The organism is Aureimonas ureilytica DSM 18598 = NBRC 106430 (genome assembly GCF_000382705.1).
GTDB lineage: Bacteria > Pseudomonadota > Alphaproteobacteria > Rhizobiales > Rhizobiaceae > Aureimonas > Aureimonas ureilytica.
Genome location: NZ_ARQE01000012.1, coordinates 80,748 through 106,532, shown reverse-complemented (window position 1 = coordinate 106,532; position 25,785 = coordinate 80,748). Strand labels below are relative to the sequence as shown.

The following is a 25,785-nucleotide window of genomic DNA, read 5'->3' as shown; positions in this document are numbered from 1 at the left end:
TTCAGGGTGAAACACATGACAACAGAATACGACTTCGCCGTCCTCGGCGGCGGGCTGGTCGGTGCTGCCATCGGCTATGGCCTCGCCAAGCGCGGGCTCAAGGTCCTGATGCTGGACGAGGGGGACGTCGCCAAGCGCGCCTCGCGCGGCAATTTCGCGCTCGTCTGGGTCCAGAGCAAGGGGCTCGGCATGCCCGCCTACGCCACCTGGACGCGGCAATCCTCCGACCGCTGGGGGGCCTTCGCCAGCGAGCTCGAGAGCCATGCCGGCTTCTCGCTCCATTACCGCCGCCCCGGCGGCTACCATCTCTGCCTGTCGCAGGACGAGCTGGACCGGCGCGCGGCCAATATCAACCGCCTGCACAATCAGGCCGAGATCGAGCCCTACCGGATCGACGTCCTCGACGGCGACGAGGTGCGCCGGCACCTGCCCGAGGTCGGGCCGGAAGTGGTCGGCGGCACCTATTGCGCCCTCGACGGCGACGTGAACTCGCTGAAGCTGTTCCGCGCGCTCCATGCCGGCTTCGCGGCGGTGGGCGGCGCCTATCGCTCGGGGGCGCTGGTGGACGAGATCAGGGGCGGGGCCGACGGCTACGCGCTGAAGACGGCCGAAGGCACGTTCCAGGCCGGGCGGATCGTGCTCGCCGCCGGTCTCGACAATCTGCGCCTCGGCCGGATGATCGGGCTCGACGTGCCGGTCCGCCCGCTGCGCGGGCAGGTCATCGTCACCGAGAAGACCGAGCCCTTTCTCGACGTGCCGCTTTCCACCGTGCGCCAGACCGACGAAGGCGGCGTCATGATCGGCGACAGCCAGGAGGAGGCCGACGACCACGCCGTCATGCGCCACGGCATCAACGCCGTGATGGCGGATCGCGCGGTGCGCATGTTCCCGCGCCTCGGCCGGCTCAACGTCGTGCGCACCTGGTCGGCGCTGCGCGTCTACAGCCGCGACGGCTTCCCGATCTACGAGCAGTCGCCGACCCATCCCGGCGCCTTCGTCGCCACCTGCCACAGCGGCGTGACGCTCGCCGCCGCCCATGCCGAGCTTCTCGCCCCGGCCTTCGCCTCGGGCGGCCTCGCATCCGAGTTCGACGCCTTTTCCGCACGGAGGTTCCATGTTCCAGCGGCTTCCTGATCTTGCCGGCACGCCCCTGTCCTTCACGCTCGACGGGCGGACCGTCGAGGGACGCGAGGGCGATACGGTCGCCTCGGCGCTTCTCGCCGCCGGCGTCGAGACCTGCCGCACCAGCGCGGTCGGCGGCGAGCCGCGCGCGCCCTATTGCCTGATGGGCGTGTGCTTCGAATGCCTCGTCACGGTGGATGGGGTCGGCAACCAGCAGGGCTGCCTCGTGCCCCTGCGATCCGGCATGAGCGTCGAGACGCAGATCGGCCATGGCAAGCGGGAGTTGGCGCGATGAACCGGATCGCAACCGTCGGCGAACTCGCCGCAAGCTACGATCTCGTGGTGATCGGCGCGGGGCCGGCCGGCATGGCCGCCGCGACGCTCGCCTCGGCCAACGGCGCGCGCACGCTTCTCGTGGACGAGAATCCCGCCATCGGCGGCCAGATCTATCGCGGCATCGGCACGACGCCGCTGAAAAAGCGCGCGCTTCTGGGCGAGGACTACTGGAAGGGCGAGCGCATCGGCGCGGATTTCGCGGCGAGCGGGGCGAGCTACTTTCCCGGCGCGACGGTCTGGCAGCTTTCGGCCGATCTCGAACTCGGCCTGTCCTCGCGCGGGCGCACGGCGATGATCCGCGCCGGCCATGTCGTCATGGCGACCGGCGCCCTGGAGCGGCCCTTTCCGATCAAGGGCTGGACGCTGCCCGGCGTGATGACGGCGGGCGCGGCGCAGATCCTCCTGAAGACGTCGGGCGTCGCGGTGTCGGGCAAGGTCGTGCTCGCCGGCTGCGGCCCGCTCCTCTGGCTGATCGCCGCGCAGTATCTCGCCGCCGGCAAGCGCTTCGACGCTATTCTCGACACGACGCCGCGCGGCAACTGGCGGGCCGCGATCCGCGACCTGCCGCGCTTCCTCGCCTCGCCCTATCTCGCCAAGGGCCTGAAGCTCATGGCCAAGGTCCGTCGCGAGGCGGAGGTCATCACCGGCGTCACGGCGCTGGAGGCCGAAGGCGACAAGCACCTGTCCCGCGTGCGCTACACGGCCGGCGGGCAGGCCCATGTGATCGAGGCCGATCACCTGCTTCTGCACCAGGGCGTGACGCCCAACATCAACATGGCGAGCGCGGCAGGATGCGAGCTCGCCTATGACGAGACGCAGCTCGCCTGGAAGCCGAAGCTCGACGCCTGGGGCGCGACCAGCGTGCCGGGCATCGCGGTGGCCGGCGACGGCGCGGGCATTGCCGGCGCCGAGGCCGCCGCCGAACGGGGCCGCATCGCCGCGCTCGGCGCGCTGGAAGCGCTCGGGCGGCTTTCGGCGGCGGAGCGGGACCGGCAGGCCGAGCCGATCCGCACCGTCATCGCGCGCTACGACCGGGGCCGGGCCTTTCTCGACAAGCTCTATCGCCCGGCGCGGCAGTTCCGCGTCGCCGCCGAGGAAGCCATCGCCTGCCGCTGCGAGGAGGTGACGGGCGGCCAGATCCGCAAGGCGGTGACCACGCTGAACATCGCCGGTCCCAACCAGCTGAAGAGCTTCCTGCGCTGCGGCATGGGCCCGTGCCAGGGCCGGCTCTGCGGCCTCACCGTTTCGGAAACGATCGCCGAGGCGCGCGGCGTCACGCCCGAGGCGGTCGGCTATTACCGGCTCCGCGCGCCGGTGAAGCCGATCACGCTCGCCGAACTCGCCACGCTCGAGCGGAGCGAAACGGAAATCCGAACGGTGGCGCGGGGCTGAGCGTGGCGGGGAGCGACGTTCTCGTCATCGGCGGCGGCCTGCATGGCTGCTCGGCCGCCCTGCATCTGGCGATGCGCGGCGCATCCGTGACGCTGGTCGAGAAGGATTATCCGGGCCGCCATGCCTCGGGCGTCAATGCCGGGGGCGTGCGCCGGCTCGGCCGCGCCCTGCCGGAAATCCCGCTCTCCATCGCCTCGATGGAGCTTTGGCACCGCATCGCCGATCTCGTGGACGACGAGTGCGGCTTCGAAAGCCATGGGCAGGTGAAACTCGCCGAATCCGAAGCCGATCTCGCCACCTGCCGGGAGCGCGCCGAGACGCTCCGTGCCATGGGCTTCGACCACGAGGAGGTCATCGACGAGCGCGAGCTGCGCGATCTCGTGCCCGCCGCCGCGCCCCATGTGGTGGGCGGCCTCGTGTCGCGCGGCGACGGCGCGGCGCTGCCCTTTCGCACCGTGCAGGCCTTCCGCAACAAGGCCGAGCGGCTCGGCGCGCGGATCGTCGAGGGCGTCGCCGTCACCGATCTTCGGCGCGAGGGGCGGGACTTCGTGGCGCGGCTCGCCGACGGGCGCGAGCTGTCCGCGCCGATCCTCGTGAACGCGGCCGGCGCCTGGGCGGGCCGCGTCGCGGAACGCTTCGGCGAGCCGGTGCCGCTCGAGGTCGTCGCGCCCATGCTGATGATCACCGAGCGGCGCGCGCCGTTCCTGAAGCCCGTGGTCGGCGCGACCTCGCGCACCCTGTCCTTCAAGCAGTTCGCCAATGGCACGGTTCTCATCGGCGGCGGCTATTTGGGCCGCGCCGACCCCGACACCAACCGCACCGTGCTCGACTACGCCAAGCTCGGCGAGAACGCGCGCACGGTGCGCGATCTCTTTCCGGTCATGCGCGACGCGCGCGTCGTGCGCGCCTGGGCCGGCATCGAGGCGCGCATGAAGGACGGCATTCCGGTGATCGGGCCGAGCCGGACGGAGGAGGGGCTGTTCCACTCCTTCGGCTATTCGCTGCACGGCTTCCAGCTCGGGCCGATCTGCGGCGCGATCCTCGCCGAGCTCGTCACGACCGGGCGCACCAATCTTCCCGTCGAGCCCTTTTCCATCGCGCGCTTCGGCGCCCGGGCCGCCTGACCCTTTTCCGCAGCGCTCGCCCTTGTCAGGGCGGCGCACTCCCGTCCGCAGACCACAAGGAGTTCATCATGGTCCAGCGCATCCTTCAGACGCCGATCATGCATCGCATCGTCGAGCACAACGGCATCGTGTTTCTCGGCGGCCTCATCGCCGACGACCTGACGCAGACCATGGGCGGCCAGACCGCCGATATCTGCGCCAAGCTCGACAAGCTTCTGGCCGAAGCCGGCACCGACAAGACCAAGCTTCTGTCGGCCATGCTCTATGTCACCGACATGAGCCAGAAGGGCGAGATGAACGAGGCCTGGACCTCGTGGATCGCCGCCGCCGACCTGCCGACCCGCGCAACGATCGGCGTCGCCGATCTCGGCAAGAACGTCCTGATCGAAGTGGTCGTCACCGCCGCCAGGTAAGAGCCGGACGCGGGCGGGCGCGAGGCTGGAAACGGCCCGCGCCCGTCCGCGTCCTTCGCTTCGGTGCCGGACGAACGGCTCACCGTCCCATGTCATGCCGCGATCCGAGGCCGAAGCGGGCATTTCGGCACCCTTTCGAACGTTGGGACGATCCGGGCCATCCCTGGGACGAAAGCCACTTGAGGCCCTCGCGCAGGGCCCTTAAATCCCTCGCCGTCTTTCCCTCGAGTCGGGCGCGGTTTCCAGTATGCAGTCACGGGCGGCAACACGATGATCGGATCGACTATCCGTCGCGTCGCCGTTGGAATCGTAGGGGCTGGCATCCCGGGAGTTGGCATCCCGGGGTTTGGCATCCCTGGGTTTGGAAGGGGCACGGGGCGGAGCGTGCCCGGATCGCCCTGCCGGACGAAGGCCCGCCGCCCCGTGCGCGCGGATCGCGCCCGATGACGGGCACGCCCATCGCCACCACGATCGCCCTGCCGGACGGGCTGAATGCGGAGGAGACCTTCGAGCACTGGCGTCTCGCGGTCGCCAGCATCTTCGAGGCGCAGCCCGCCGCCACCGATTACCGCGAGAGCTTTCGCGGTCGGCTCCTCACCCACCATCTCGGGCGCTTCCTGATCGGCACGTCGAGCAACAGCCCGCTGCGGACGCGGCGCGACGAGGCGCTGGTCGGCGCGGTCGGCGTCGACCACATCCTGTTTCAGCTCTACGAGAAGGGCGAGGGCGAGTTCGAGGCGGAGGGGCGCGACGGACGGGTGAAGGCGGGCGATCTCGTCTGCTTCGACCTGTCGCGCCGCCACGCCGCCACGCTGTCGAAGCTCGACACGGTGAGCATCGTCATGCCCCGGACGCTGATCCATCTGCCGCCGCGCACCATCGACACGGCGCATGGCATGGTGATCGACGGCGCCTCGCCGATCGGAGCGCTGCTCGGCCAGCAGCTGACGGCGCTGGCCGCGACCGCCGCCCGCGTCACGGCCTCCGATCTCGACCCGATCACCAGTTTCGCCTCGACGCTCCTGAGCGTCGGCCTGTCCGTGGCGGGGCGGGGTAAGGTCGAGGACCCCGCGGGCGTGCTGGCGCTGACGCTGAGCTCGATCCGCGCCCATATCGAGAACAATCTCGCCGACCCCGCGCTGTCGATCGACTCGATCAGCCGGCATTTCGGCCTGTCGCGCTCGGCGCTCTATCGCATCTTCGAGCCGCTCGGCGGCATCGCCGACTATATTCGCGACCGCCGGCTGGAACGCGCCGCCCTGCGTCTGGCCTCCGTCGGCATGGGGCGCGGCGCGGTCGCGCGTCTGGGACTTGCCTGCGGCTTTCCGAGCGAGGCTTCCTTCTCCCGCGCGTTCCGCAATCGCTACGGTCTCACCCCGCGCGAGGCCATCCTCAAGGCGCGGCTGCGCATCGACGAAGCGGCCGCCGATGCGCTGGAGGCCGAGCAGAACTGGATTCAGGCCTGGCTCGAGGATCTGGCCTCCGGCCGCAACGGATAGGCCGGCGGTCGACGATCGCCGCATTGACCGGGACCGCACGCCCCTGCGACAAGCGCCGCCATGATCGTCCTCTCGACCCATGAGCGAAGCGGCGTCTTCCCGAACCGTTCAGCCGCGTGGCCTCTCGCCGCCGCCCTCGCGCCGATCTTCGAACTGGGTGAGTTGGGGGATGCGAGCTTTCCCGTGCGCTTCGCGGCGCGCCCGGTCGGCGGCGGGCTCCTGCTCAAGCTGGACGCGGGCGCGCTGCAACTTGGCCGGCCCGCGCAAGCCGAACGGCGGGGCGGCTGGGACCATCGCCTGATCCTTCATGCTCTTTCGGGGCGCTGCTCCGCCCGCGCCGAGGCGGACGACCGGACCCTTGAGGCCGGCGACACGATGCTGTTCGACATGACCCGCCCCTTCTCGATCCGCTGCGAAGCGGGGGCCGAGATCGCCTTCCTGTTCCTGCCGCGCGGCGAGCGTGGCGAGGGGGCGCCCGCGCATGGCCGCTGGCTCCGGGCGGAGGAGGGAGCGAATGCGCTGATCGGCGCGCCGATCCGCCTTCTCACCGAGGGCCCTCCCGATCTGTCTCCCATGGAGGCGCGGGCGGTCGTCGAGGCGATCGACCTCCTCGCCCGCCCCGAAGCGCGGAGCGCGGCGCAGCCTCTCGCCCGCGCTTCGGACCCTTCGTGCGATCTCGATGCCCATCTTAGTGCCGAACTCGACGTCGAACTCGCGCGGCGCGTCGAGGACGCCGATCTTTCGCCCGCCAAGCTCGCCTCGCTCCTCGGCCTTTCGCGCTCCGCGCTTTATCGCCTCGCGGCCCCGGACGGGGGCGTCGAGCGCCTGATCCAGGACGCAAGGCTGCGCCATGCGGCCGGACTCCTCGCCGGTGGCCCGGAAGCCGCGCCATCGGTCGGGGAGATCGCTCGAGCCTCGGGCTTCTCGTCGCCCGCCTTCTTCTCCCGCGCGTTCAAACGGCGCTTCGGCCTGTCTCCCGCAGCCTATCGCACGCTCTGGCAAGCCGGCGGCGAGGCGCGGATCGATCCCCGCTTTCTGCTTTGGCTCCGAGCGGAATGGGGGGAGGGCGACGCGGACGGCCCGCAGGCCCGCGGCGCGCGATGAGTTTGCCGCATGTGACGATCGTCCCTTCGCGGTCTATAAGACGGCTATCGGTCCTCCGACGGACGTTTGAATGCAGCGGCTCGACCTCAACCATCTTCCCGAACAGCAGCGCTTCGACGCGTGGAAGGATATCACCGAGCCGTTCTTCGCCGTGTCCAGAGCCGAGCCTGCCGGCGGGGCCTTCCAGTGCCGCATGGCGACGCGCCAGTGGGGCGATGCGCTGCTGATCGAAACCGATGTGTCGGGGCAGCGCTACGATCACACGGCGCAGCACGCGCGCAGCGGCGGCTGGGATCAGATCGCCTTCCAGATGTATCGGAAAGGGACCTTCAAGGGGCTCTATGGCGAGGCCATCGTGCAGGCCGGGCCGGGCGACATCAACGTCATCGACATGAGCCAGCCCTACGCCAAGGAAAGCAGCGACGAACAGGATCTCAACCTGATCCTGCCCCGAGACACGGTCGAGACGCGCTTGTCCACCCTGCGGCATGGAACGGTGCTGCGCGGCGACGGGGCCTTGGGGCGCCTTGCGGCCGCCCATCTCGCGGGCCTGTCGAATGCGGCCGAGCGCCTCGGCGAGGCGGACGCCACGAAGGCCATCGCCGCCTTTCTCGTTCTCCTGTCCGGTACGCCGCTCGCCGAAGCGGACCCGGAGGTCGTGCCTTTCGTCCGCTCCACGGCGCGGCAGATCGCCGAAATCTACCTCAGGCGGCATCTCGCGCAGCCCGAGATCGACATGATCGGGCTCGCCCGACATTGCGGCCTGTCGCGGGCATCCCTTTATCGTCTCTTCCAGGCGGACGGCGGCGTTCAGGCCTTCGTCCGGCGCGAGCGGCTGGAGCGGGCGCGGCGCTTGATCGAGGAGCGCCCGCAGGAGCCGCTCCAGGATATCGCCGACGCCTGCGGCTTCAACGACGCCGCCGGCTTCTCCCGGGCCTTTCGGAGGGCGTTCCAACTCTCGCCGGGCGAGTGGCGGCGCGAGCGATGCGAGGACAGCCGATCCGCCGCCCGCACCCCGGAAGACTGGATCGAAACGGTTCTGCGGTTTCGAAGCGGGGCCTGAACGGACGCACCCTTCCGCCGTCACGCCTCGGCGGAGGCTTGGAACGGTCCGGCGCCGACAATGCGCCCCGCTTGCCGCCCGCTCCGCCTCGGGTGCCAGCGGGGCGTCGCGCCGTCGCCGGTCGAGACGGGGCTGTCCTGAATGCGGCTGTTGTCGAGCCAGCGGCGACGCCACAGCGTCGCGTCCTCGAGACCCGTGCCGCAGGCGAGGCGCGTCGGCGGGGAAACGGCGCTCGGCGCGATGCCGAAGCGCTGGCGGAACGCCCGCGTGAAGGCGGCATCGCTCGGAAAGCCCGCGGCGGCGGCGATCCGCGCGACGCTCACCCGCTTGTCGCCCATCATGCTCAAGTAACGCTTCGCGCAGTCCAGGCGCCGCTCCCGAATGACGCCCGCGACGCCCCCGAGCGGCGCGAAGAGGCGGTAGAGCGCCGAGCGCGACAGGCCGAACTCGCGGCAGATGAGGGCCTGCGACAGGTCCGGTCGCGCCAGATTCTGGCCGATGAACGCCTGGATGGCGGCGAGCGGCAGGTCCGTCATCGCTGCGTCCCCCTGCGGCGCGGCCTTGGTGAAGAGGGTCGTGACGAGCGCGCTGACGGTTTCGGTGAGGGCCGCGCCCTCCTGCGCGCTGAGCCCCTGCGCGGCCTTGGCGAGAAGCGCGATCTGCCCGGCGAGAACGCGCCCCAGGCCCGTGTCGGCGTCGAGACGGGCGCGGTGCGCGGCCTCGATCACGGTGGGCGCGAGGCGCACGAGACTGCGCGGAACGAGAAGCGCCAGCATCCGCCCTTCGCCGACCGGCTCCCAGGCCTGTGCCAGATCGATGCAGAGGATGTCGCCGCCCGAAGCTGCGCTCGTTCGTTCCTTGTCGGGAGAAGACGCGACTTCCGGGGGGCACAGGATCAGGAGATCCTGTTCCTCGATCACGGCGCCGCCCGACCCTCTCGCAAGACCGAGGGACGCGGCCTCGCACGCATCGAGCACACCGATGGCGAAGCCGGCGAACGCCCTCAACCCCGCACGCGCCTCGCCCAATCCCTCCGCCCCGTTGCCCGAGGCGACGACGCGGCGGAAACGGGAGACGACGCTGTCGTCGGCCCGAAGGGAGGAATGAAAGGGGGCGACCTGATGGATCATGGCGACATCTGCCGATGAGATAAGACGAGGACTTGCGACGGCCTCACCCTAAAGCTCACCCGCTCCCGGGCGTTAGGCCGGGCGTCTCACCCACGACCCCCGTTCTTGTCCCTGCGTCCCGGAGCTTTGCGTCCTCGGACGGCGGGCGCAGAGCCGTCGCGAAGAGGTGAAGTTTCGAGCATCCGATGCCAAAACTTTAGACTTGAAATGATTTGGGGCCTGTGACAGCTTTTCGAGATGCCCCGGCCCAAACCGGTGGACCGGAGCCGAGCCTTCGTGCCGGGTCCCCAAGCCGCGATGCATTGCAACCGTCATCTCGAGGGAACCACGGTGCTCGGTCCAACTGCCCATGTCGACACTTTCACGCGGGACAATCTTCCTCCGATCGAGGACTGGCCGGATCTCCTTCTCGACGGGTTCGACTATCCCGAGCACGTCAACGCCGCGGTCGAACTGACCGACCGGATGGTCGAGCGCGGCTTCGGCGACAACACGGCCCTGATCGGCAATGGCCGGCGCCGCACCTACAAGGAACTGGCCGACTGGACGAGCCGGATCGCCCACGCGCTGGTGGATGTCTACGGCCTGAAGCCCGGCAACCGCGTGCTGATCCGCTCCGCCAACAATCCGGCCATGGTCGCCTGCTGGCTGGCGGCCACCAAGGCCGGCGCCGTGGTCGTCAACACCATGCCGATGCTGCGCGCCGGGGAACTGGCGAAGATCGTCGACAAGGCCGAGATCGCCCTGGCGCTCTGCGACACGCGGCTGATGGAGGAAATGGTCGCCTGCGCCAAGGACAGCGCCTTCCTCAAGCAGGTGGTGGGCTTCGACGGAACCGCCAACCACGACGCCGAACTCGATCGCATCGCCCTCGACAAGCCCGTGCGGTTCGACGCGGTGAAGACGGGTCGTGACGACGTGGCGCTGCTCGGCTTCACCTCCGGCACGACGGGCGTCCCCAAGGCCACGATGCATTTCCACCGCGACCTCCTGATCGCCGCCGACGGCTATGCGCGGGAGGTTCTGGAGGTGCGGCCGGACGATATTTTCGTCGGCTCGCCGCCGCTCGCCTTCACCTTCGGCCTTGGCGGCCTGGCGATCTTTCCGCTGCGCTTCGGCGCCGCCGCGACCCTTCTCGAACATGCGACGCCGCCGAACATGGTCGAGATCATCGAGACCTACAGGGCGACCGTCTCCTTCACCGCGCCCACGGCCTATCGCGCCATGCTGAAGGCGATGGAGACCGGCGCGGACCTGTCCTCGCTGCGCGTCGCCATCTCGGCCGGCGAGACCCTGCCCGGGGCGGTCTTCGAGGACTGGACGCAACAGACCGGCAAGCCGATCCTCGACGGGATCGGCTCGACCGAGATGCTGCATATCTTCATTTCCAACCGGTTCGAGGATCGAAAGCCCAATTCCACCGGCAAGGCGGTGAGGGGCTACGAGGCGCGGATCGTCGATGGCGACATGCGCGAGGTGCCGCGCGGAACCGTCGGCCGGCTCGCCGTCCGTGGGCCGACCGGGTGCCGCTACATGGCCGACGATCGCCAGCGCGACTACGTGCGGGACGGCTGGAATCTCACCGGCGACGCCTTCTATCAGGACGAGGACGGGTTCTTCCATTTCGCGGCGCGCTCGGACGACATGATCGTGAGCGCCGGCTACAACATCGCCGGCCCTGAGGTCGAGGAAGCGCTTCTCACCCATCCGGACGTCGCGGAATGCGCCGTGATCGGCGCGCCGGACGGGGATCGCGGGCAGATCGTGGAAGCCCATGTCGTTCTGGCGGAGGGCGTGGAGGCGGACGGATTGACGGTCAAGCGGCTGCAGGATCACGTCAAGGCGACCATCGCCCCTTACAAATATCCCCGCTCGATCCGGTTCGTGGCCGCCCTGCCGCGAACCCAGACCGGCAAGATCCAGCGCTTCCGCCTGCGCCCGGAGGCGGCGGGGCGTTGATCCCCCGGCCGCCCCGCGCGCCTCGGCGGTGATGCGTTTCGAGGGAACCCGCGTGGGCCTTCCACGCCCCGCGAAGCGCCGGCGAGGGCGATGTCAGGCCCGCGTCAGGCCCAGCCGATCTTCAGGGCGGGCCGGGCCGGGCGATCCGAAGGACGGATGATCCGCCTGCGATGTCCCGTCACCGGGCGCCGGCTCAGACTGACGATGGAGAGCCGAGCATGACCTACGATCCTTCCCAAGATGGCGCCCAGATGGATTTCCGGCGACGGATGTCCTACGGCGACTACCTCCAGGTCGATCAGATCCTGTCGGCGCAGCACCCGCTTTCGTCCGCCCATGACGAGATGCTGTTCATCATTCAGCATCAGACGTCGGAACTCTGGATGAAGCTGGCGCTCTACGAGATCGCCGCCGCGCGCCGGATGATCGCGACCGATCAGCCGCACGAGGCCATGAAGATGCTGTCGCGCGTGGCGCGCATCTTCGAGCAGCTGAACTCCGCCTGGGACGTGCTGCGAACCATGACGCCCTCGGAATACACGCGCTTCCGGGACGATCTCGGCCAGTCCTCGGGGTTCCAGTCCTGGCAATATCGCCTGATCGAATACGCGGTCGGCAACCGCAATCAGGCCATGCTGAAGCCGCACGAGCACCGGCCCGACATTCTCGCCAGACTGGAAGCCGAACTGGCATTGCCGTCCCTCTACGACGAGGTCCTGCGATGGCTCGCGCGGAGCGGCCTGCCGGTGCCGGCGGATGTCTTGAACCGGGACCAGCGGCAGGCCTGGACGGCGAACGAGGCCGTGCTCGGCGTCTGGAAGATCGTCTACCAATCCCCCTCCACGCACTGGTCGGCTTACGAACTGGCCGAGAAGCTGGTGGATTTCGAGGATTATTTCCGGCGATGGCGGTTCAACCATGTGACCACGGTGGAGCGCGTGATCGGCTTCAAGCGGGGAACCGGAGGAACAGCCGGGATCAACTATCTGAAGCGGATGCTCGACACCGTGCTCTTCCCCGAGCTCTGGCAGGTTCGCACCGAGCTCTGACGCGCGGTGCCGGGGTCCGGCTAGGGCCCCAGCTTCTGGCGCTCGGAGTTCCGCTCGATGAAGCGGGCCGTCTCGACATAGTGCCGCGTCAGGAGTTCGACCGCCTTGTCGCTCTGGCGCGCCAGCGTCGCATCCATGATGCGCCGATGCTCGTCCGACAGGTCCCGCGCCGGGGCCGCGCCGTTCCCGCCGACCAGAACCGGCAGGCGATAGCGCTGGGTCTCGACATAGAGCTGGTCGGCGATGTTGAGGAGCCGCTTCGAATGGCAGCTCTTGATCAGGGACTTGTGGAAGTCCTGATGCCGCGTTTCCAGAAGCGTGAACTCGGCGTCCGTCGGGCTTCCGGGATGGGAGCGCTGGCGCTGGGACTGGAGGTCCAGCGAGTGGAAGGCGGCGACGATCTCGGCCTCCCAGTCGTCGCCGCCCGTCTGGATCGAGCGCCGCAGGGCCTCGGATTCGATGAGGATGCGCGTGTTCGTGGCGTCCCACATTTCCTCGATCGACAGAATCTCGACGAAGAAGCCGCGCGATGCGACGCCGACCACCAGGCGCTCGGTCTGCAGGCGGTTGAGCGCCTCGCGGATGGGCGAGAAGCTCAAGCCATATCGCAGCTTCAGCGCTTCCAGGCGCAGCGGCTGTCCGGGCTGGAACGCGCCGGAAATGATGTCGCTCCGGATCTGGCGGTAGGCCGTCTCCGACAGGGTCGGCTGCTCCTTCTCGAGGGCGAGCTTCGAGGCGCCATCCGTCTCGGGGATGGTCCGGGTTCTGCGGGACACGCTCTTCACCACGACCACTTCGACCGCTCTTTCCTCAAGGACCTGCAGCGGATGCATTCGCTCGCGGTTCCGGCCATCGGCGATCCGCCCTCGGAGGGACGGCTCGGGGCGGGCCATGGCGCAGGTCCATGCCACGCGCCATGGCGAATGGGAAGCGAAGGTCGCCTTCCGTGGCGGCGGGTCGCGGCGAAGGGCCGTGCCGGCCCCGCAGGCCGAGCCGATCGTCGACGGCCGCAGCCGGCCGCAAGGCATCCTTTTCGTCTCACCGGCTCCTCCCAAACGCGATCCGACGGGGCGGTGCGACGGTCCGGCCCGCAGGGATCGCGTGATGCGCTTGTGTGTCCTCAGTTTCGCTTGCCACGCCCACATGCGCAATCCAAAAATCGAAAATCCATCTTTCTTTCGAAAATATGAGATGCTAACGAAATAGCACATCTCATACGGGGAAGGCGTCATGACCAGCACTCGAGAGAATCATCGCGAGGACGTCGCGGGGCGCGCCAATGTCGCGGACACGCCGGAGCTCCTCGCCTATTATTCCGAACTGGACGAGCTGAAGGCCGGCGCGCTCTGGACGGTCGCCAACAAGATCGAGCCCTGGCAGCCGCGATCGAGTTCCGTTCCCGTCCTCTGGCGCTATGCCGATCTGCGCGAGAAGGTCCTGCGTTCGGTGGAGCTGGTCTCCCCCGAAAAGGCCGGGCGGCGCGTCATCTATCTCAACAATCCGGGCCGGCAGGACGTGGCCGCCGCCGTGGGATGGCTCTATTCCGGCCTGCAGGTCATGCATCCCGGCGAGGTGGCCTCCGCGCACGCCCACTCCGCCTCGGCCCTGCGCTTCATCATGGAGGGCGCGGGCGCCTACACCGTGGTGGACGGTCACAAGATGACGCTCGGCGCCAACGATTTCGTCCTGACGCCGAACGGCACCTGGCACGAGCACGGCGTTTCGTCGGACGGGGCGCCCTGCATCTGGCAGGACGGGCTCGACATTCCGCTGGTGAACGCGCTCGAGGCCAATTTCTACGCGGTTCATCCCGACCTGCGGCAGGTGGTCGGCCATCCCGTGGACGACATGACGGCGACCTGGGGCAATCCGGGCCTTCGGCCGGCGGAGGGCAAATGGGCGAAGGCCTATTCGCCCATGTTCAAATACGAATGGGCGCCGACCTACGAGGCGCTCGGCCGTTTCGCCAAGGCCGCCGAGGGCTCCGCCTATGACGGCGTCTTCATGAACTACGTCAACCCGCTGACGGGCGGGCCGGTCATGCAGACGATCGGCGCCTCCATGCAGATGCTGCGGCCCGGCGAGGCGACGAAGGCCCATCGCCACACGGGCAGCGTCATCTACCAGTGCGCGCGGGGCAGCGGGTATTCCGTCATCGACGGCCGGCGCTTCGACTGGAAGGAGCGGGACATTTTCTGCGTTCCGTCCTGGGCCTGGCACGAGCATGCCAACGCCTCCGACCGGGACGACGCCTGCCTGTTCTCCTTCAACGACATGCCGGTGATGCAATCTCTCGGCCTGTATCGCGAGGAAGCCTTCCCGGAGGGTGGCGGGCACCAGCCCGTGACCGGCTGAGGGCGACGAAGCGCGCTTGGGCTCGCGCCGCGAGGCGAGGTCCCGCGCGTGAGCGGGCGCCGGGACGGGCGTCCATTCCCCATAGTCTCGAAAGGAAATCCATGCGCCTAGTCACCTATCGCAGTTCGGTCGAGGCCGAGGCGCGCCTCGGCGTTCTCCAGGGCGATCTCGTGGTCGACGTGGAAAGCCTCGGCGAGGACCTGGGCCTCGCCCTGCCGCGCAGCATGCTGGATCTCATCGATCTGGGACCGGTCGGCCTGTCGCGCCTCGCCGAAGCGCTTGCCGGTTGCGATGGGCGGTTCGCGGCGGGCACGGCGTTTCCGGCCGTCAATGTCAGGCTGCTCGCGCCGATCCCGCGGCCGCGCAAGAACATCTTCGGGATCGGTCTCAACTATGTCGAGCACGTGGCCGAGTCCGCCCAGTCGCTCGACACGTCCAAGGACCTGCCCAAGCAGCCCGTGATCTTCTCGAAGCCGCCGACCACCGTGATCGGCCCGGGCGACGCCATCGAGCACAATGCGAGGATCACGCAGCAGCTCGACTGGGAGGTGGAGCTTGCCGTGATCATCGGTGCCACGGCGCGCCGGGTCAGCCGCGAGCGCGCGTTGGACCATGTCTTCGGCTACAGTGTCATGATCGACGTCAGCGCCCGCGACAACCGCCGGGCGGGGCAGTGGATCTTCTCCAAGGGCCAAGACACCTACGCGCCGTTCGGCCCCTGCATCGTCACCGCCGACGAGATCGCCGACCCCCATGGTCTCGACCTCTGGCTCACCGTGAACGGCGTCGAGAAGCAGCGCTCCAACACGCGCCACATGCTGTTCGACGTTCCGACGCTGATCTCCGACATCAGCTCCGGCATCACGCTGGAGCCGGGCGACATCATCGCCACCGGAACCCCGGAAGGGGTGGGCGCCGGTCGCACGCCGCAGGAATGGATGTGGCCGGGCGACGTCGTCGAGGCCTGCGTCGAAGGGATCGGCACCATCCGCCATCCGGTGGTCGCCGTCTGACAAGGGGTCGCGGGGTGGCCGCGCTTCATCTGCCGAACTCACGAAAGGGGACTCTCATGCCGCATTCCGTTACCCGACGCTGCCTCCTGGGCCTGCTGGCGGCCAGCGCCTTCGTGGGTTCCTTCCCGGCCCATGCCGAGGATCGCAAGCCGGTCACGATCGGGTTCATCACCACCTTGTCCACGCCGGCCGGCTATATCGGGCAGGACCTGCGCGACGCCTTCAACCTCGCGATCAAGGAATCGGGAGGCACGCTGGGCGGCGTGCCGGTCGATCTGAGGGTCGAGGACGATGGCCTGAAGCCCGCCAACGGCAAGCAGATCGCCGACAAGATGGTGGCCGACGGCGTGAAGCTGTTCAGCGGCGTCAACTTCTCCAATGTCCTTGCCGCCGTCCTGCCGAGCGTCCTGAACGGCGACGCCTTCTATGTCAGCAGCAATCCCGGCCCCTCGACCTTCGCCGGCGAGCGCTGCAACCCGAACTACTTCGTCGCCTCCTACCAGAACGATGCGTTCCACGAGGCGGCCGGGCTCGGCGCGAACGAACTCGGCTTCAAGAAGGTGGTGATCCTCGCGCCGAACTATCAGGCCGGACGCGACGCGCTCGAAGGCTTCAAGCGCGCCTACAAGGGCGAGGTGGCCGGCGAGATCTACACCAAGCTCGACCAGTCCGACTTCTCCGTCGAACTCGCCCGCATCAAGTCGCTCGCCCCGGACGCGATCTATCAGTTCCATCCCGGCGGCGCCGGCATCAACTTCGCCAAGCAATACGCCAATTCCGGCATGGCGGCCTCGGTCCCGATGATCATCCCGAGCTTCTCCATGGACGCCCGGATGATCGATGCGACCGGCGAGGCGGCATCCGGCGTCTATGCCTCGGCGCTCTGGACGACGGAAACCGACAATCCGGCTTCCAAGGCCTTCGTCGAGGCGTTCCGCCGGGACTACGGCCGCGACCCGACCCTCTATGCCGCGCAGGCCTACGACACGGCGATGCTGATCGGGACGGGCCTCAAGGCGGTGGACGGCGACCTCGCCGACAAGGACGGGTTCCGCGCGGCCCTCCGAAAGGCCGACATCGCCTCGGTGCGCGGAAACTTCAAGTTCGGTCCGAACCAGCACCCCATCCAGGATTACTACCTCACCCGGTTCGAGAAGAACGGCGAAGGCAAGATCGTCCAGAAGATCGTCCGGAAGGTCGCGTCCGACTACGGCGACGTCTATGCCGCCAAGTGCACCATGCCCTGACGCGCCGCCTGCCGTGACGGGCGCCCGACCGTCGCTTCGCTGACGGCCGCCGCCGCCCCTCTTTCATCGCCGCCCGCCGCGCCGCCCCCCGGGGCGGGGCGGCCGCCACTCACCGAACCAGAGGACGGCGCATGCTGCTTTTCGTCGAGCAGATTCTCAACGGGCTGCAATACGGCGCCATGCTCTTCATGCTGGCTTCGGGGCTGACGCTGATCTTCGGCATCATGGGCGTGATCAATCTCACCCATGGCTCCTTCTACATGGTCGGCGCCTATTGCGCCGCCTACGCCATTCTCGCCTCGGGCAGTTTCTGGGTGGGGCTGGCCGCCGCGCTCCTGGCCGCCGGCCTCTACGCCGTCGCCGTCGAACTCGCCGTGATCCAGTGGCTCTACCGGCGCGATCATCTCTACCAGGTGCTGGCGACGCTCGGGATGATCTTCTTCACCAACGAGGCGGTCAGCATCCTGTTCGGCCGGCAGCCTCCCTTCGTGGACATCCCCCCGGCGCTGCAGGGGGCGGTGACGGTGTTTCCCGGCCTCGACTACCCGGTCATGCGCCTCAGCTTCATTCTGGTGGGCGCGCTCGTGGCGATCGGTCTCTGGGCGCTCGTCAACAAGACCCGCATCGGCATGCTGATCCGGGCGGGCGCCGACGACCGGGAGATGGTGGACGCGCTCGGCATCAATGTCCGGCGGCTCTACACGCTCCTGTTCGGCCTCGGCGGCGCGCTGTGCGGCCTTGCCGGCGTCATGGCGGCTCCGCTTCTCGCCGTGGAGATCGGGATGGGCGAGCGCGTGCTCATCACCACCTTCGTCGTGATCGTGATCGGTGGCGTGGGATCGGTGAAGGGCGCCTTCGTGGGGGCGCTCCTGGTCGGCATGGTGGACAGTCTCGGCCGGGCCTACCTGCCGCAGATCATGCTGCTGCTCCTGCCGCCGGCGACCGCCGACACGCTCAGCGCCGGCCTCGTCTCGGCCAGCGCCTACGTGCTGATGGCCATCGTTCTCCTGTTCCGGCCCCTGGGCCTTCTGCCGAAGCGGAGCTGAGCCATGCAGCCTGTTCGAACGATGGTGATCCTCGCCGGCCTCCTCGCCTTCGCACTGGTGCCCTTCGTCGCCGATCTCGGCGGCCTGAACTCCCTGGAAGGCTTGGCGACGCGCATCGTGATCTACGCCATCGCCGCCGTGAGCCTCGATCTCATCATCGGCTACGGCGCGCTGGTGAGCTTCGGCCACGCGATGTTCTTCGGTCTCGGCGGCTATGTCGTCGGCATCGTCGCCTATCACACCAGCATGGGCGAGCCGCTGCTGGGATGGGATGGCTCCAACGCGGCGCTCGTGGTCTGGCCCATCGCGCTCGCGGCCTGCGTCCTCCTGGCGCTGGCGGTCGGCTGGCTCGCCCTGAAGACGGCCGGCGTGCAGTTCATCATGATCACGCTCGCCTTCGCGCAGATGGTCTTCTTCGTGCTCGTCTCCCTCCAGACCTATGGCGGCGACGACGGACTGCTGATCGATGCCCGCAACACGCTTCCCGGCGTGGAGACCAGCGACGCCACGAGCTTCTACTATCTCTGTCTGGCCCTCCTGGTCGCCTGGACGGGCTTCTGCATCATGGTCGTGAATTCGCGCTACGGCCTGATCCTCCAGGCCCTGCGCCAGAGCGAGCGGCGCGCCGTCAATCTCGGCGTTCGGCCTCTCACCTTCCGTCTGGCCGCCTTCGTGATCTCGGCCTTCGGCACCGGGCTCGCCGGCATTCTCTGGGCCAATTACGCCCAGTTCGTCACCCCCGACATGGCCGCCTGGACGAAGTCGGGGGAATTCATGGCCATCGTGGTGCTCGGCGGGCTCGGCACGCTTCTGGGGCCGATCGCGGGCGCGGCCATCTTCATCGTCCTGGAGCAGATTCTGACGGGATGGACCGAGCACTGGATGCTCGTCATGGGTCCGATCCTGACGCTGATCGCCCTGTTCGGGCAGAGGGGCGCCCTGGGCCGCGTCCTGGAGAGGTCGCATGGCTGAACTCGGAGAAGCCGTTCTCTCGATCCGAGGGCTCACCAAGCGCTTCGGCGCTCTGGTGGTCACCAACGAGGTCGATCTCGACGTCCGGCACGGCGAACTTCACGCGCTGATCGGGCCGAACGGGGCGGGAAAATCGACGCTGATCGCGCAGATCTGCGGCGAAATCCTGCCCAATGGCGGGCGGATCGTCTTCGACGGGCACGACGTCACCCAGCTTCCGGCCTATCGGCGGGCGCGCATGGGCATCGGACGGTCCTTCCAGATCACGCAGCTCTGCAACGATTTCACGGCGCTGGAAAACGTGCTCCTGTCGCTGGAGGCCGTGGCGGGCGGATCGGCCGACATCTTCCGCAATCCGCGCCGGAACCTTGATCACCGGGAGCGCGCTCTGGCCTGGCTGGAGCGCGTCGGGCTGGAGGCGCTGCAGGGGCGCCTCGTTTCGAGCCTCGGCCATGGCCAGCGGCGCCAGCTCGAAATCGCCGTCGCGCTCGCGCGCGGTCCCCGTCTGATCCTTCTGGACGAGCCGATGGCCGGCATGGGGCCGGAGGAATCCGCGCAGCTCACCGCACTGCTGCTCGACCTCAAGAAGGATTATCCGATCCTCCTGATCGAGCACGACATGGACGCCGTGTTCGCGCTCGCCGACCGGATCAGCGTCCTCGTCTACGGCCGCGTGATCTTCACCGGCTCGGCGAGCGAGATCCGGGCCCATCCCGAGGTCAAGGCCGCCTATCTGGGAGAAGAAAGCGTTGCTGAAGCTCGATAAGGTGGAGGCCGGCTACGGCCAGGCGCGCGTCCTCTTCGGCATGTCGCTGGAGGCCAGGGGCGGGGAGATCGTCTCCCTGATCGGCCGCAACGGCATGGGCAAGTCGACGACGGTCAAGTCGATCATGGGGCTGCTGAAGCCGACCGGCGGCACCATCACCTTCGAGGAGAAGGTGCTGAACAGATTGCCGCCGAACGCCATCGCCCGGCTCGGCATCGGCCTCGTGCCCGAGGGGCGCCGGCTCTTCGCCTCGCTGAACGTCGAGGAGAACCTCGTCGCCACCTCGCGCCCCGGCGGCTGGACGGTGGATCGGGTGATGGACCTCTTCCCGCGCCTGCGGGAGCGGCGCGGCCAGATGGCCGGCACGCTGTCGGGCGGCGAGCAGCAGATGCTCTCCATCGGACGGGCCCTCCTGACCAACCCCAAGCTCCTGATCCTCGACGAGGCGACCGAAGGGCTCGCCCCGATCATCCGGACCGAGATCTGGCGTTGCCTGCACGGGCTGAAGGAACTCGGCCAGACCATCCTCGTGATCGACAAGAACCTGTCGGAAATGGCGACGCTCGTGGATCGGCACAACATCGTCGACAAGGGCTGCGTGGTCTGGACGGGCACGCCGAGGGAGCTTGCGGCCGACGCCGGCCTTTCCAGCCGCTATCTGGGAGTCTGACATGGGCGCCGAGGGTTTCAGGGACTACGCGCCGGCCGATCTCGACATCCAGTACGACGCGCGCGGGAGCGTGCGCTCCTTCGACGAGGAATATGCCGCGCTCGTCGCCGCCAGCCGGCGCGTCTCCGCGGCGCTGCCGCCCGAACGCTTCGTCTATGACGAGGCATCGGGCCAGACGCTGGACTTCTATCGCGCCCGGGGAGCCGCGCCGCTCTTCGTCTGGATTCATGGCGGCTATTGGCGCGCGGGCCAGGCCGCCGACAACGCCTTCGTCGTGCCCGGCCCGCATGCCCACGGCTTTCATGTGGCGTTGCTCGATTACGCAAAGGCGCCGGAGGTGACGATCGACGAGATCGTCCGCGAGGTTCGTGCGGCCATCGCCTGCCTTCACGCGCGACGACACGCGCTCGCCATTTCGGACGAGCGGTTCGTGGTGGGCGGCACGTCCGCCGGCGGGCATCTCACCGCCATGCTTCTGGCCGACGACTGGCAGCGCGACTTCGGCGTTCCGGCCGACATCGTCGGCGTCGCGCTCGACCTGTCCGGCCTCCACGACCTGACGCCCCTGCGGCAGACCCGCGTCGACGACTGGCTGCGCCTGGACGAGGGGATGATCCGGCGCAACAGTCCGCAAGCCCATATCCCCAAGGTGTCGAGCGCGCATCTCGTGGCCTCGGTCGGCGGTCTGGAAACCGCGGAGTTCCGGCGCCAGACCGCCGACTACGCCGCGGCCTGGCGCGCGGCCGGCCACGAAACGAGCGTGATCGACATGCCCGACCGCAACCATTTCGACCTGCCCCTGACGCTCGCCGATCCCGAGGGCCCGCTGATGCGGGCGGTGCTGCGGGCCGCCGGGCGCGACCGCCCGCGCGCCTGATCCCCAGGCTCCGGCAGGGGAGGGGCCGCGCCTCGATCCGCCGCAAAGCCCGTTTCGCAGTCCTCCGACGGCGCGTGAAACGCGGCTCCCGACCTTTCGCGAAGGCCCGTCATGCGGCCGTCCGACCCTCAAGACAGACCCAAGGAGATCCTCCGTGCTCGAACTCCCCGCGTTCAAGGCGGCGGCCGTGCAGACGGCGCCCGTCTTCCTCGATACGGATGCCACCGTCGACAAGGTCGTTCGCCTCGTCGCGGAGGCGGCGGACAACGGGGCGCGTCTGATCGCCTTCCCGGAAGTCTTCGTCTCGGCCTATCCCTACTGGAGCTGGATCGGCAATCCGATCCAGGGAGGCCCCTGGTTCGAGAAGCTGGCGCGATCGGCCATCGAGATTCCGGGACCCGAGATCGCCAAGATCGCGGACGCCGCGCGGCGGCACCGGATCAATGTCGTGATCGGGGTGAACGAGCGCAGCGCCTACGGGATCGGCACGATCTACAACACGATGGTCGTCATCTCGGACGAGGGCCGCATCCTCGGCCGCCATCGCAAGCTGGTTCCCACCTGGGCGGAGAAGCTGACCTGGACGCCGGGCGACGCATCCGCTCTGCGGGTCCACGAGACGTCGGTCGGGCGCCTGGGATGCCTCGCCTGCGGCGAGAACACCAACACGCTGGCGCGCTTCGCGCTTCTCGCCGAGGGCGAGCTGGTCCATGTCGCGAGCTACATCTCCCTGCCTGTCGCGCCCAAGGACTACGACATGGCCGAGGCGATCAAGGTCCGCTCGGCCGCCCATAGTTTCGAGGGCAAGCTGTTCACGATCGTCTCGTGCTCCACCATCTCGGAGGAGGCCATCGCGATGCTGGAGGTGGATTTTCCGGGCGCGCGGGAAGCGCTGACCCGCCGCAACAGCGCCTTCTCCGGCTTTCTGGGGCCCGACGGGCGCGTCATCGGCGAGCCGCTGATCGACGCGGAAGGGATGATCTATGCCGAGATCGACCTGTCCCGCTGCATCCAGCCGCGGCAGATGCACGACATCGTCGGCCACTACAACCGCTTCGACATTTTCGACCTGCGCGTGAACCGGCGCTCGCTCCAGGCGGCGCGCTTCGTGGACGATCCCGGCCCGGACACGCGCGAACTCGACGGCCTGCGGGCCGAGGACCAGGAGAACCAGCCATGAGCGATGCCCGTTCCTTTCGCATCGGCCAGATCGTACCCTCCTCGAACACCACGATGGAGACCGAGATTCCGGCGGTCTTCCGCTCGCGCGAACTCCGCCATCCCGAACGCTTCACCTTCCATTCGAGCCGCATGCGCATGAAGCACGTGACCAAGGACGAACTCGTCCGGATGGACGCCGACAGCGACCGCTGCGCGCTGGAACTGTCCGACGCCCGCATGGACGTGCTCGGCTATGCCTGTCTCGTGGCGATCATGAGCATGGGCCTTGGCTATCACAAGGTCTCGGAGGAGCGCCTGCATCGGCGAACCGCCGAGAACGGCGGCGCGGCGCCGGTCGTCTCCAGCGCGGGCGCCCTGGTCGAGGGGCTTCATGCGCTCGGAGCGAAGAAGGTCGCGATCCTGGCGCCCTACATGAAGCCGCTGACGCGGCTGGTGATCGACTATATCGAGAACGAGGGCATCGAGGTGGTCGACAGCATCTCGCTCGAGATTCCCGACAATCTCGAAGTCGGGCGCCAGGACCCGAGGGCTCCGAGCGAGATCACCAAGCGCCTCGACACGTCCCATGTCGATGCGGTCGTGGCCTCGGCCTGCGTGCAGATGCCCTCGCTGCCCTCGATCCAGCCGATCGAGGATCGCCTGGGCTTGCCGGTGATCTCCTCCTCGGTCGCCACGACCTACGCCATGATGAAGCGCCTCGGTCTCGCGACCGACGTGCCGGGCTACGGCGCGCTCCTGTCGGGTCGCTACTGAACGCGAGGGGCGAGCGGTGATGCCGCTCGCCCCCGCTCTGCGCCCGCCGGCATCGAGACCCAGCCGGCTTTCCGCTCCAGCATGGATTCATGCGGCATCCTCGCCAACCGATCCTCGGCCTCCCAGGCGGAGCTGTGGCCGCATTCCCCGAAGACCTCGCAGCGCTCGACGCCTTCCGACATTCTGAGCATCCGGACGCGCAGGAGCGGGCCGACGAATGCCGGCACGCCGACCGGATGGATCGGCAGCGTCGGCTTCGTCTCCTTGAGCTCCTTGTTGATCCCGCTGTTCTCGAGGCCGGCGCGGTAGGTCGCGAGGCACCCGCGCAGGCCGCCCTGCGCCGAGAGGCGCGCGCTCCATTCCAGGATCGCCTCGTCGCCGATGGCGGTCGGGCTCCAGGTCTCGGCCTTGATCCAGATTTCCCAGAACTCACGCTCGCCGCCCTGGATCAGGGTTTCTGGCACGCGCGAAATCCATAAGAAGGGAAAAGGTGCCGGCCGAGCCGGATCTCGAAGGAAATCACCCGTCCACCGCAGCCCTGCAGCTTGGCTCCCTGGTCTCGTTCAGCGAGAACGTCACAGCGGACCCCGATCTGGCGGTGCCGTTTCTCCACTCGTTCCCGTGCGGCGATCCGAACTGGAGCCTCCCAAGGCCGCGCGCATCCGAACGGCCCTGCAACGGCAGATGCTGGATTGGACAAGCGCTTTTCGGAATCGCCGCCGGATCGCTCGCCGTTCCTCGATGAGATTTTGCTGTGGCCACGACACGAAGCATGGTCCGCAAGCTCCGTCTTGGCGGCCGCCCGCCGGAGCGGGCGGTCGTTGCGTCAGATGGCGAGCTGGCGGCGCATGTCTTCCAGGCGCTCCATGGCGATCACGCCGTCGTGGATGGTCGGGGCCGGGGTCGTCTCGCCCTGGAGGGCCGGCACGACGTCGGCCAATAGCGCGTGGTAGCCCTTGTAGTCCTCGTTGGCGGCGGCGGTGAAGTTGGGCTTCCAGGTGAGGGAGTCCTCGGCGTCGAGAAGCGTGGCGGCGGGGTCGGCGACCTTGAAGGGCGGGTTGCGGTGCCAGCGCACCTCCACCACGTCCTCGACCTCCAGGCGCTGGTGGTCGCCCATGATCTCGATGCGCTCGACCGGCGTGCCGCGCGACTGGACCGTGCCCATGACGATCGTGCCGATCGCGCCGCATTCGAAGTCGAAGCCGACATGGAAGAGGATGCGGCCGGGCGTCTTCTCGACCTTGCGGGCGGCGATCCTGGTGACCGGCGAGACGAGATGCGAGACGAGGTCCATGTAGTGGACGCAGTGATGCAGGAGGAAGCCGGTGTAGTCGACATTGCCGGCGAAATAGCCGGGCGCCGTCATGTAATAGCCGGTGAGGCCGAGGACATCGCCGAAGCGGCCCGACTTCAGGACGTTGTGGGCGATCTTGTTGCCGACGGAATAGCGCTTCATGAAGCCGACGAGAAGCGGCTTGCCGGAGCGGCGCGAGGCCTCCGCCAGTTGCCGCGCCCCGGCCGCCGAGCCGGAGGGCGGCTTCTCCATGAAGACCGGCAGGCCTTTTTCCAGCGCCGCGAGGCCGAAGGCGAGATGCTGGTCGGGGCCGACGGCCATGCCGACGGCGTCGAGGCCGGGGGTGGCGATCAGCTCGTGCGCGTCCGTCGTGAGGCGCTCGACGCCGAACTGGCGACCGGCCTGGGCGAGGCGCTCGGCGTCGATGTCGCAAAGGGCGACGATCTGGACGTCGTGGCGCAGCAATTGTGGCAGCAGCATCTGCGTCGCGTGGATGCCGCAGCCGATCCAGCCGATCCGAAGGGTCATCGTCTGAACTCCGTCAATGCGATGTGGGACTTGATGAACCGGGCGCTGGCGGCGAGGCGTTCGCTTTCGTCCTCGTGCGGCGGGCGCCATTGCGCGAAGGGCACGCCGAAGCGGTCGTCGTTGCGCCGGAACGGCTCCAGCGAGACCGGTCCGCGATAGCCGACCTCGTTGAGCGCCCGGAAGACCGACACCCAGTCGACCGAGCCGGTGCCGGGAAAGCCGCGATGGTTCTCGTTGGCCTGGAAATGGGCGATGCGCTTGGCCCCAAGCCGGATGGCCTCGGCGATCGAGGCCTCTTCCATGGCCATGTGGAACGTGTCGAGCATAAGCTGGACGCTGGCGTGATCCACCGCGTCGAGAAGCTCGATCGCCTGGGCGGTGGTGCAGAGAACGTCGCTCTCGAAGCGGTTCAGCGGCTCGACGGCGAGCGTCACGCCGCTGCCCTCCGCATGCGCGCCCGCGATCTGAAGCCCCTCGACGCAGCGCGCCTTGCGCGCCCAGCGCTCGTTTTCGGAAACCGGCGCGGGCGCTCGGCCCGCGAAGACCAGCGGATTGCCGGTCAGCGGGCCGCCGACGATGGTGGCCCCGAGTTCCACGGCCGTATCCACGGCATAGCGGAGATAATCGACGCCGCCCTGCCAGTTCGGCTTCTCGACCGCGGAGAGATTGCGCTGGAGGTTGACGCGCGCGGCCAGAACCACGCCGAGCCCGGCGTCGGCGAGCGCCTGGGCGGTTTCGCGCGTGTCCAACTCGCCCTTCTCGGGGACGAGCAGTTCGACGAAGTCGTAGCCGAGCGACTTCATCGTCGCAAAAAGCGGGAAATGCTCGGCCGTGAAGGGCCTGGCATATTGCATCGAGATCAACCCGACCGGGTTCATGGCAGGAGTGTTC

The 25,785-nt window shown here is 68.5% G+C and carries 25 protein-coding genes; 20 read left to right on the top strand and 5 right to left on the bottom strand.

Annotated elements, in window-relative coordinates:
* The first annotated feature begins 15 nt into the window (after positions 1–15).
* The 8 genes from B146_RS0120720 (at position 16) to B146_RS0120685 (ending at position 8,053) form a co-directional block, all read left to right on the top strand.
* On the top strand, positions 16–1,134 hold the full coding sequence (locus B146_RS0120720; protein WP_019998399.1) for an NAD(P)/FAD-dependent oxidoreductase: 1,119 nt from the start codon (positions 16–18) through the stop codon (positions 1,132–1,134).
* The gene (locus tag B146_RS0120715) at positions 1,115–1,417 is read left to right on the top strand and encodes a (2Fe-2S)-binding protein (RefSeq protein WP_019998398.1); all 303 of its coding nucleotides are present in this window, start codon (positions 1,115–1,117) and stop codon (positions 1,415–1,417) included. The genes B146_RS0120720 and B146_RS0120715 overlap by 20 nt, the downstream gene beginning before the upstream one ends.
* Positions 1,414–2,850, top strand: a complete 1,437-nt coding sequence (locus B146_RS0120710; protein ID WP_019998397.1) for an FAD/NAD(P)-dependent oxidoreductase — start codon at positions 1,414–1,416, stop codon at positions 2,848–2,850. Before B146_RS0120715 ends, B146_RS0120710 begins: the two co-directional genes overlap by 4 nt.
* A gap of 2 nt (positions 2,851–2,852) precedes the next feature.
* Complete coding sequence (locus tag B146_RS0120705) at positions 2,853–3,974, top strand: NAD(P)/FAD-dependent oxidoreductase (protein ID WP_019998396.1); 1,122 nt, start codon at positions 2,853–2,855, stop codon at positions 3,972–3,974.
* A 68-nt stretch (positions 3,975–4,042) separates the two neighbouring features.
* A complete protein-coding gene (locus tag B146_RS0120700) occupies positions 4,043–4,387 on the top strand; it encodes a RidA family protein (protein ID WP_019998395.1) in 345 nt (114 codons plus the stop codon).
* Positions 4,388–4,830: 443 nt separating this feature from the next.
* Positions 4,831–5,886: an AraC family transcriptional regulator gene (locus B146_RS0120695; RefSeq protein WP_019998394.1), complete on the top strand. Its 1,056-nt coding sequence runs from the start codon at positions 4,831–4,833 to the stop codon at positions 5,884–5,886.
* 60 nt (positions 5,887–5,946) lie between these two features.
* The gene (locus B146_RS0120690; RefSeq protein ID WP_019998393.1) at positions 5,947–6,990 is read left to right on the top strand and encodes a helix-turn-helix domain-containing protein; all 1,044 of its coding nucleotides are present in this window, start codon (positions 5,947–5,949) and stop codon (positions 6,988–6,990) included.
* 70 nt (positions 6,991–7,060) lie between these two features.
* Positions 7,061–8,053: a helix-turn-helix domain-containing protein gene (locus tag B146_RS0120685; protein WP_019998392.1), complete on the top strand. Its 993-nt coding sequence runs from the start codon at positions 7,061–7,063 to the stop codon at positions 8,051–8,053.
* A 20-nt stretch (positions 8,054–8,073) separates the two neighbouring features.
* On the opposite strand, the gene B146_RS27990 is transcribed toward B146_RS0120685, so the two are convergent.
* A complete protein-coding gene (locus B146_RS27990; RefSeq protein ID WP_019998391.1) occupies positions 8,074–9,183 on the bottom strand; it encodes a helix-turn-helix domain-containing protein in 1,110 nt (369 codons plus the stop codon).
* 330 nt (positions 9,184–9,513) lie between these two features.
* Here B146_RS27990 and B146_RS0120675 point away from each other — a divergent pair, with 330 nt between their 5' ends.
* Together B146_RS0120675 and kynA are read left to right on the top strand one after the other, a co-directional pair.
* Positions 9,514–11,142 carry an AMP-binding protein gene (locus B146_RS0120675; protein ID WP_026358812.1) on the top strand — a complete coding sequence of 543 codons (1,629 nt, stop codon included), beginning with the start codon at positions 9,514–9,516 and terminating at the stop codon, positions 11,140–11,142.
* Between the two features lie 218 nt (positions 11,143–11,360).
* Complete coding sequence (kynA, locus tag B146_RS0120670) at positions 11,361–12,191, top strand: tryptophan 2,3-dioxygenase (RefSeq protein WP_019998389.1); 831 nt, start codon at positions 11,361–11,363, stop codon at positions 12,189–12,191.
* A gap of 20 nt (positions 12,192–12,211) precedes the next feature.
* Here the strand turns inward: kynA and B146_RS0120665 are convergent, their stop codons facing one another.
* On the bottom strand, positions 12,212–12,967 hold the full coding sequence (locus B146_RS0120665; protein WP_026358811.1) for a GntR family transcriptional regulator: 756 nt from the start codon (positions 12,965–12,967) through the stop codon (positions 12,212–12,214).
* 454 nt (positions 12,968–13,421) lie between these two features.
* On the opposite strand from B146_RS0120665, the gene B146_RS0120660 reads away from it, so the two are divergent.
* The 10 genes from B146_RS0120660 to B146_RS0120615 all read left to right on the top strand — a co-directional run bounded on the left by B146_RS0120660 (position 13,422) and on the right by B146_RS0120615 (position 23,072).
* A complete protein-coding gene (locus B146_RS0120660; RefSeq protein WP_019998387.1) occupies positions 13,422–14,546 on the top strand; it encodes a cupin domain-containing protein in 1,125 nt (374 codons plus the stop codon).
* Positions 14,547–14,647: 101 nt separating this feature from the next.
* A complete protein-coding gene (locus tag B146_RS0120655; RefSeq protein ID WP_019998386.1) occupies positions 14,648–15,559 on the top strand; it encodes a fumarylacetoacetate hydrolase family protein in 912 nt (303 codons plus the stop codon).
* 56 nt (positions 15,560–15,615) lie between these two features.
* The gene (locus B146_RS0120650) at positions 15,616–16,806 is read left to right on the top strand and encodes an ABC transporter substrate-binding protein (protein WP_019998385.1); all 1,191 of its coding nucleotides are present in this window, start codon (positions 15,616–15,618) and stop codon (positions 16,804–16,806) included.
* A gap of 131 nt (positions 16,807–16,937) precedes the next feature.
* Entirely contained in the window at positions 16,938–17,852 is a 915-nt protein-coding gene (locus B146_RS0120645; RefSeq protein WP_019998384.1) for a branched-chain amino acid ABC transporter permease, read from the top strand.
* Between the two features lie 3 nt (positions 17,853–17,855).
* Positions 17,856–18,824 (top strand): branched-chain amino acid ABC transporter permease, encoded by a 969-nt coding sequence (locus B146_RS0120640; protein WP_155897623.1) that lies wholly within the window; start codon positions 17,856–17,858, stop codon positions 18,822–18,824.
* Complete coding sequence (locus B146_RS0120635; protein WP_019998382.1) at positions 18,817–19,590, top strand: ABC transporter ATP-binding protein; 774 nt, start codon at positions 18,817–18,819, stop codon at positions 19,588–19,590. Before B146_RS0120640 ends, B146_RS0120635 begins: the two co-directional genes overlap by 8 nt.
* Positions 19,574–20,260 carry an ABC transporter ATP-binding protein gene (locus B146_RS0120630; RefSeq protein WP_019998381.1) on the top strand — a complete coding sequence of 229 codons (687 nt, stop codon included), beginning with the start codon at positions 19,574–19,576 and terminating at the stop codon, positions 20,258–20,260. Before B146_RS0120635 ends, B146_RS0120630 begins: the two co-directional genes overlap by 17 nt.
* A 1-nt stretch (position 20,261) precedes the next feature.
* A complete protein-coding gene (locus tag B146_RS0120625) occupies positions 20,262–21,137 on the top strand; it encodes an alpha/beta hydrolase (protein ID WP_019998380.1) in 876 nt (291 codons plus the stop codon).
* 154 nt (positions 21,138–21,291) lie between these two features.
* Complete coding sequence (locus B146_RS0120620; RefSeq protein WP_019998379.1) at positions 21,292–22,317, top strand: carbon-nitrogen hydrolase family protein; 1,026 nt, start codon at positions 21,292–21,294, stop codon at positions 22,315–22,317.
* Positions 22,314–23,072, top strand: coding sequence for a maleate cis-trans isomerase family protein (locus B146_RS0120615; protein ID WP_019998378.1), 759 nt, complete (start codon positions 22,314–22,316; stop codon positions 23,070–23,072). Before B146_RS0120620 ends, B146_RS0120615 begins: the two co-directional genes overlap by 4 nt.
* Here B146_RS0120615 and B146_RS26840 read toward each other — a convergent pair.
* The 3 genes from B146_RS26840 to B146_RS0120600 all read right to left on the bottom strand — a co-directional run bounded on the left by B146_RS26840 (position 23,066) and on the right by B146_RS0120600 (position 25,772).
* The gene (locus B146_RS26840; protein WP_019998377.1) at positions 23,066–23,536 is read right to left on the bottom strand and encodes a hypothetical protein; all 471 of its coding nucleotides are present in this window, start codon (positions 23,534–23,536) and stop codon (positions 23,066–23,068) included. The two genes, B146_RS0120615 and B146_RS26840, sit on opposite strands and share 7 nt — an antisense overlap.
* Positions 23,537–23,898: 362 nt before the next feature.
* Positions 23,899–24,894 (bottom strand): Gfo/Idh/MocA family protein, encoded by a 996-nt coding sequence (locus B146_RS0120605; RefSeq protein WP_019998376.1) that lies wholly within the window; start codon positions 24,892–24,894, stop codon positions 23,899–23,901.
* A complete protein-coding gene (locus tag B146_RS0120600; protein WP_019998375.1) occupies positions 24,891–25,772 on the bottom strand; it encodes a sugar phosphate isomerase/epimerase family protein in 882 nt (293 codons plus the stop codon). The genes B146_RS0120605 and B146_RS0120600 overlap by 4 nt, the downstream gene beginning before the upstream one ends.
* Positions 25,773–25,785: the final 13 nt, after the last annotated feature.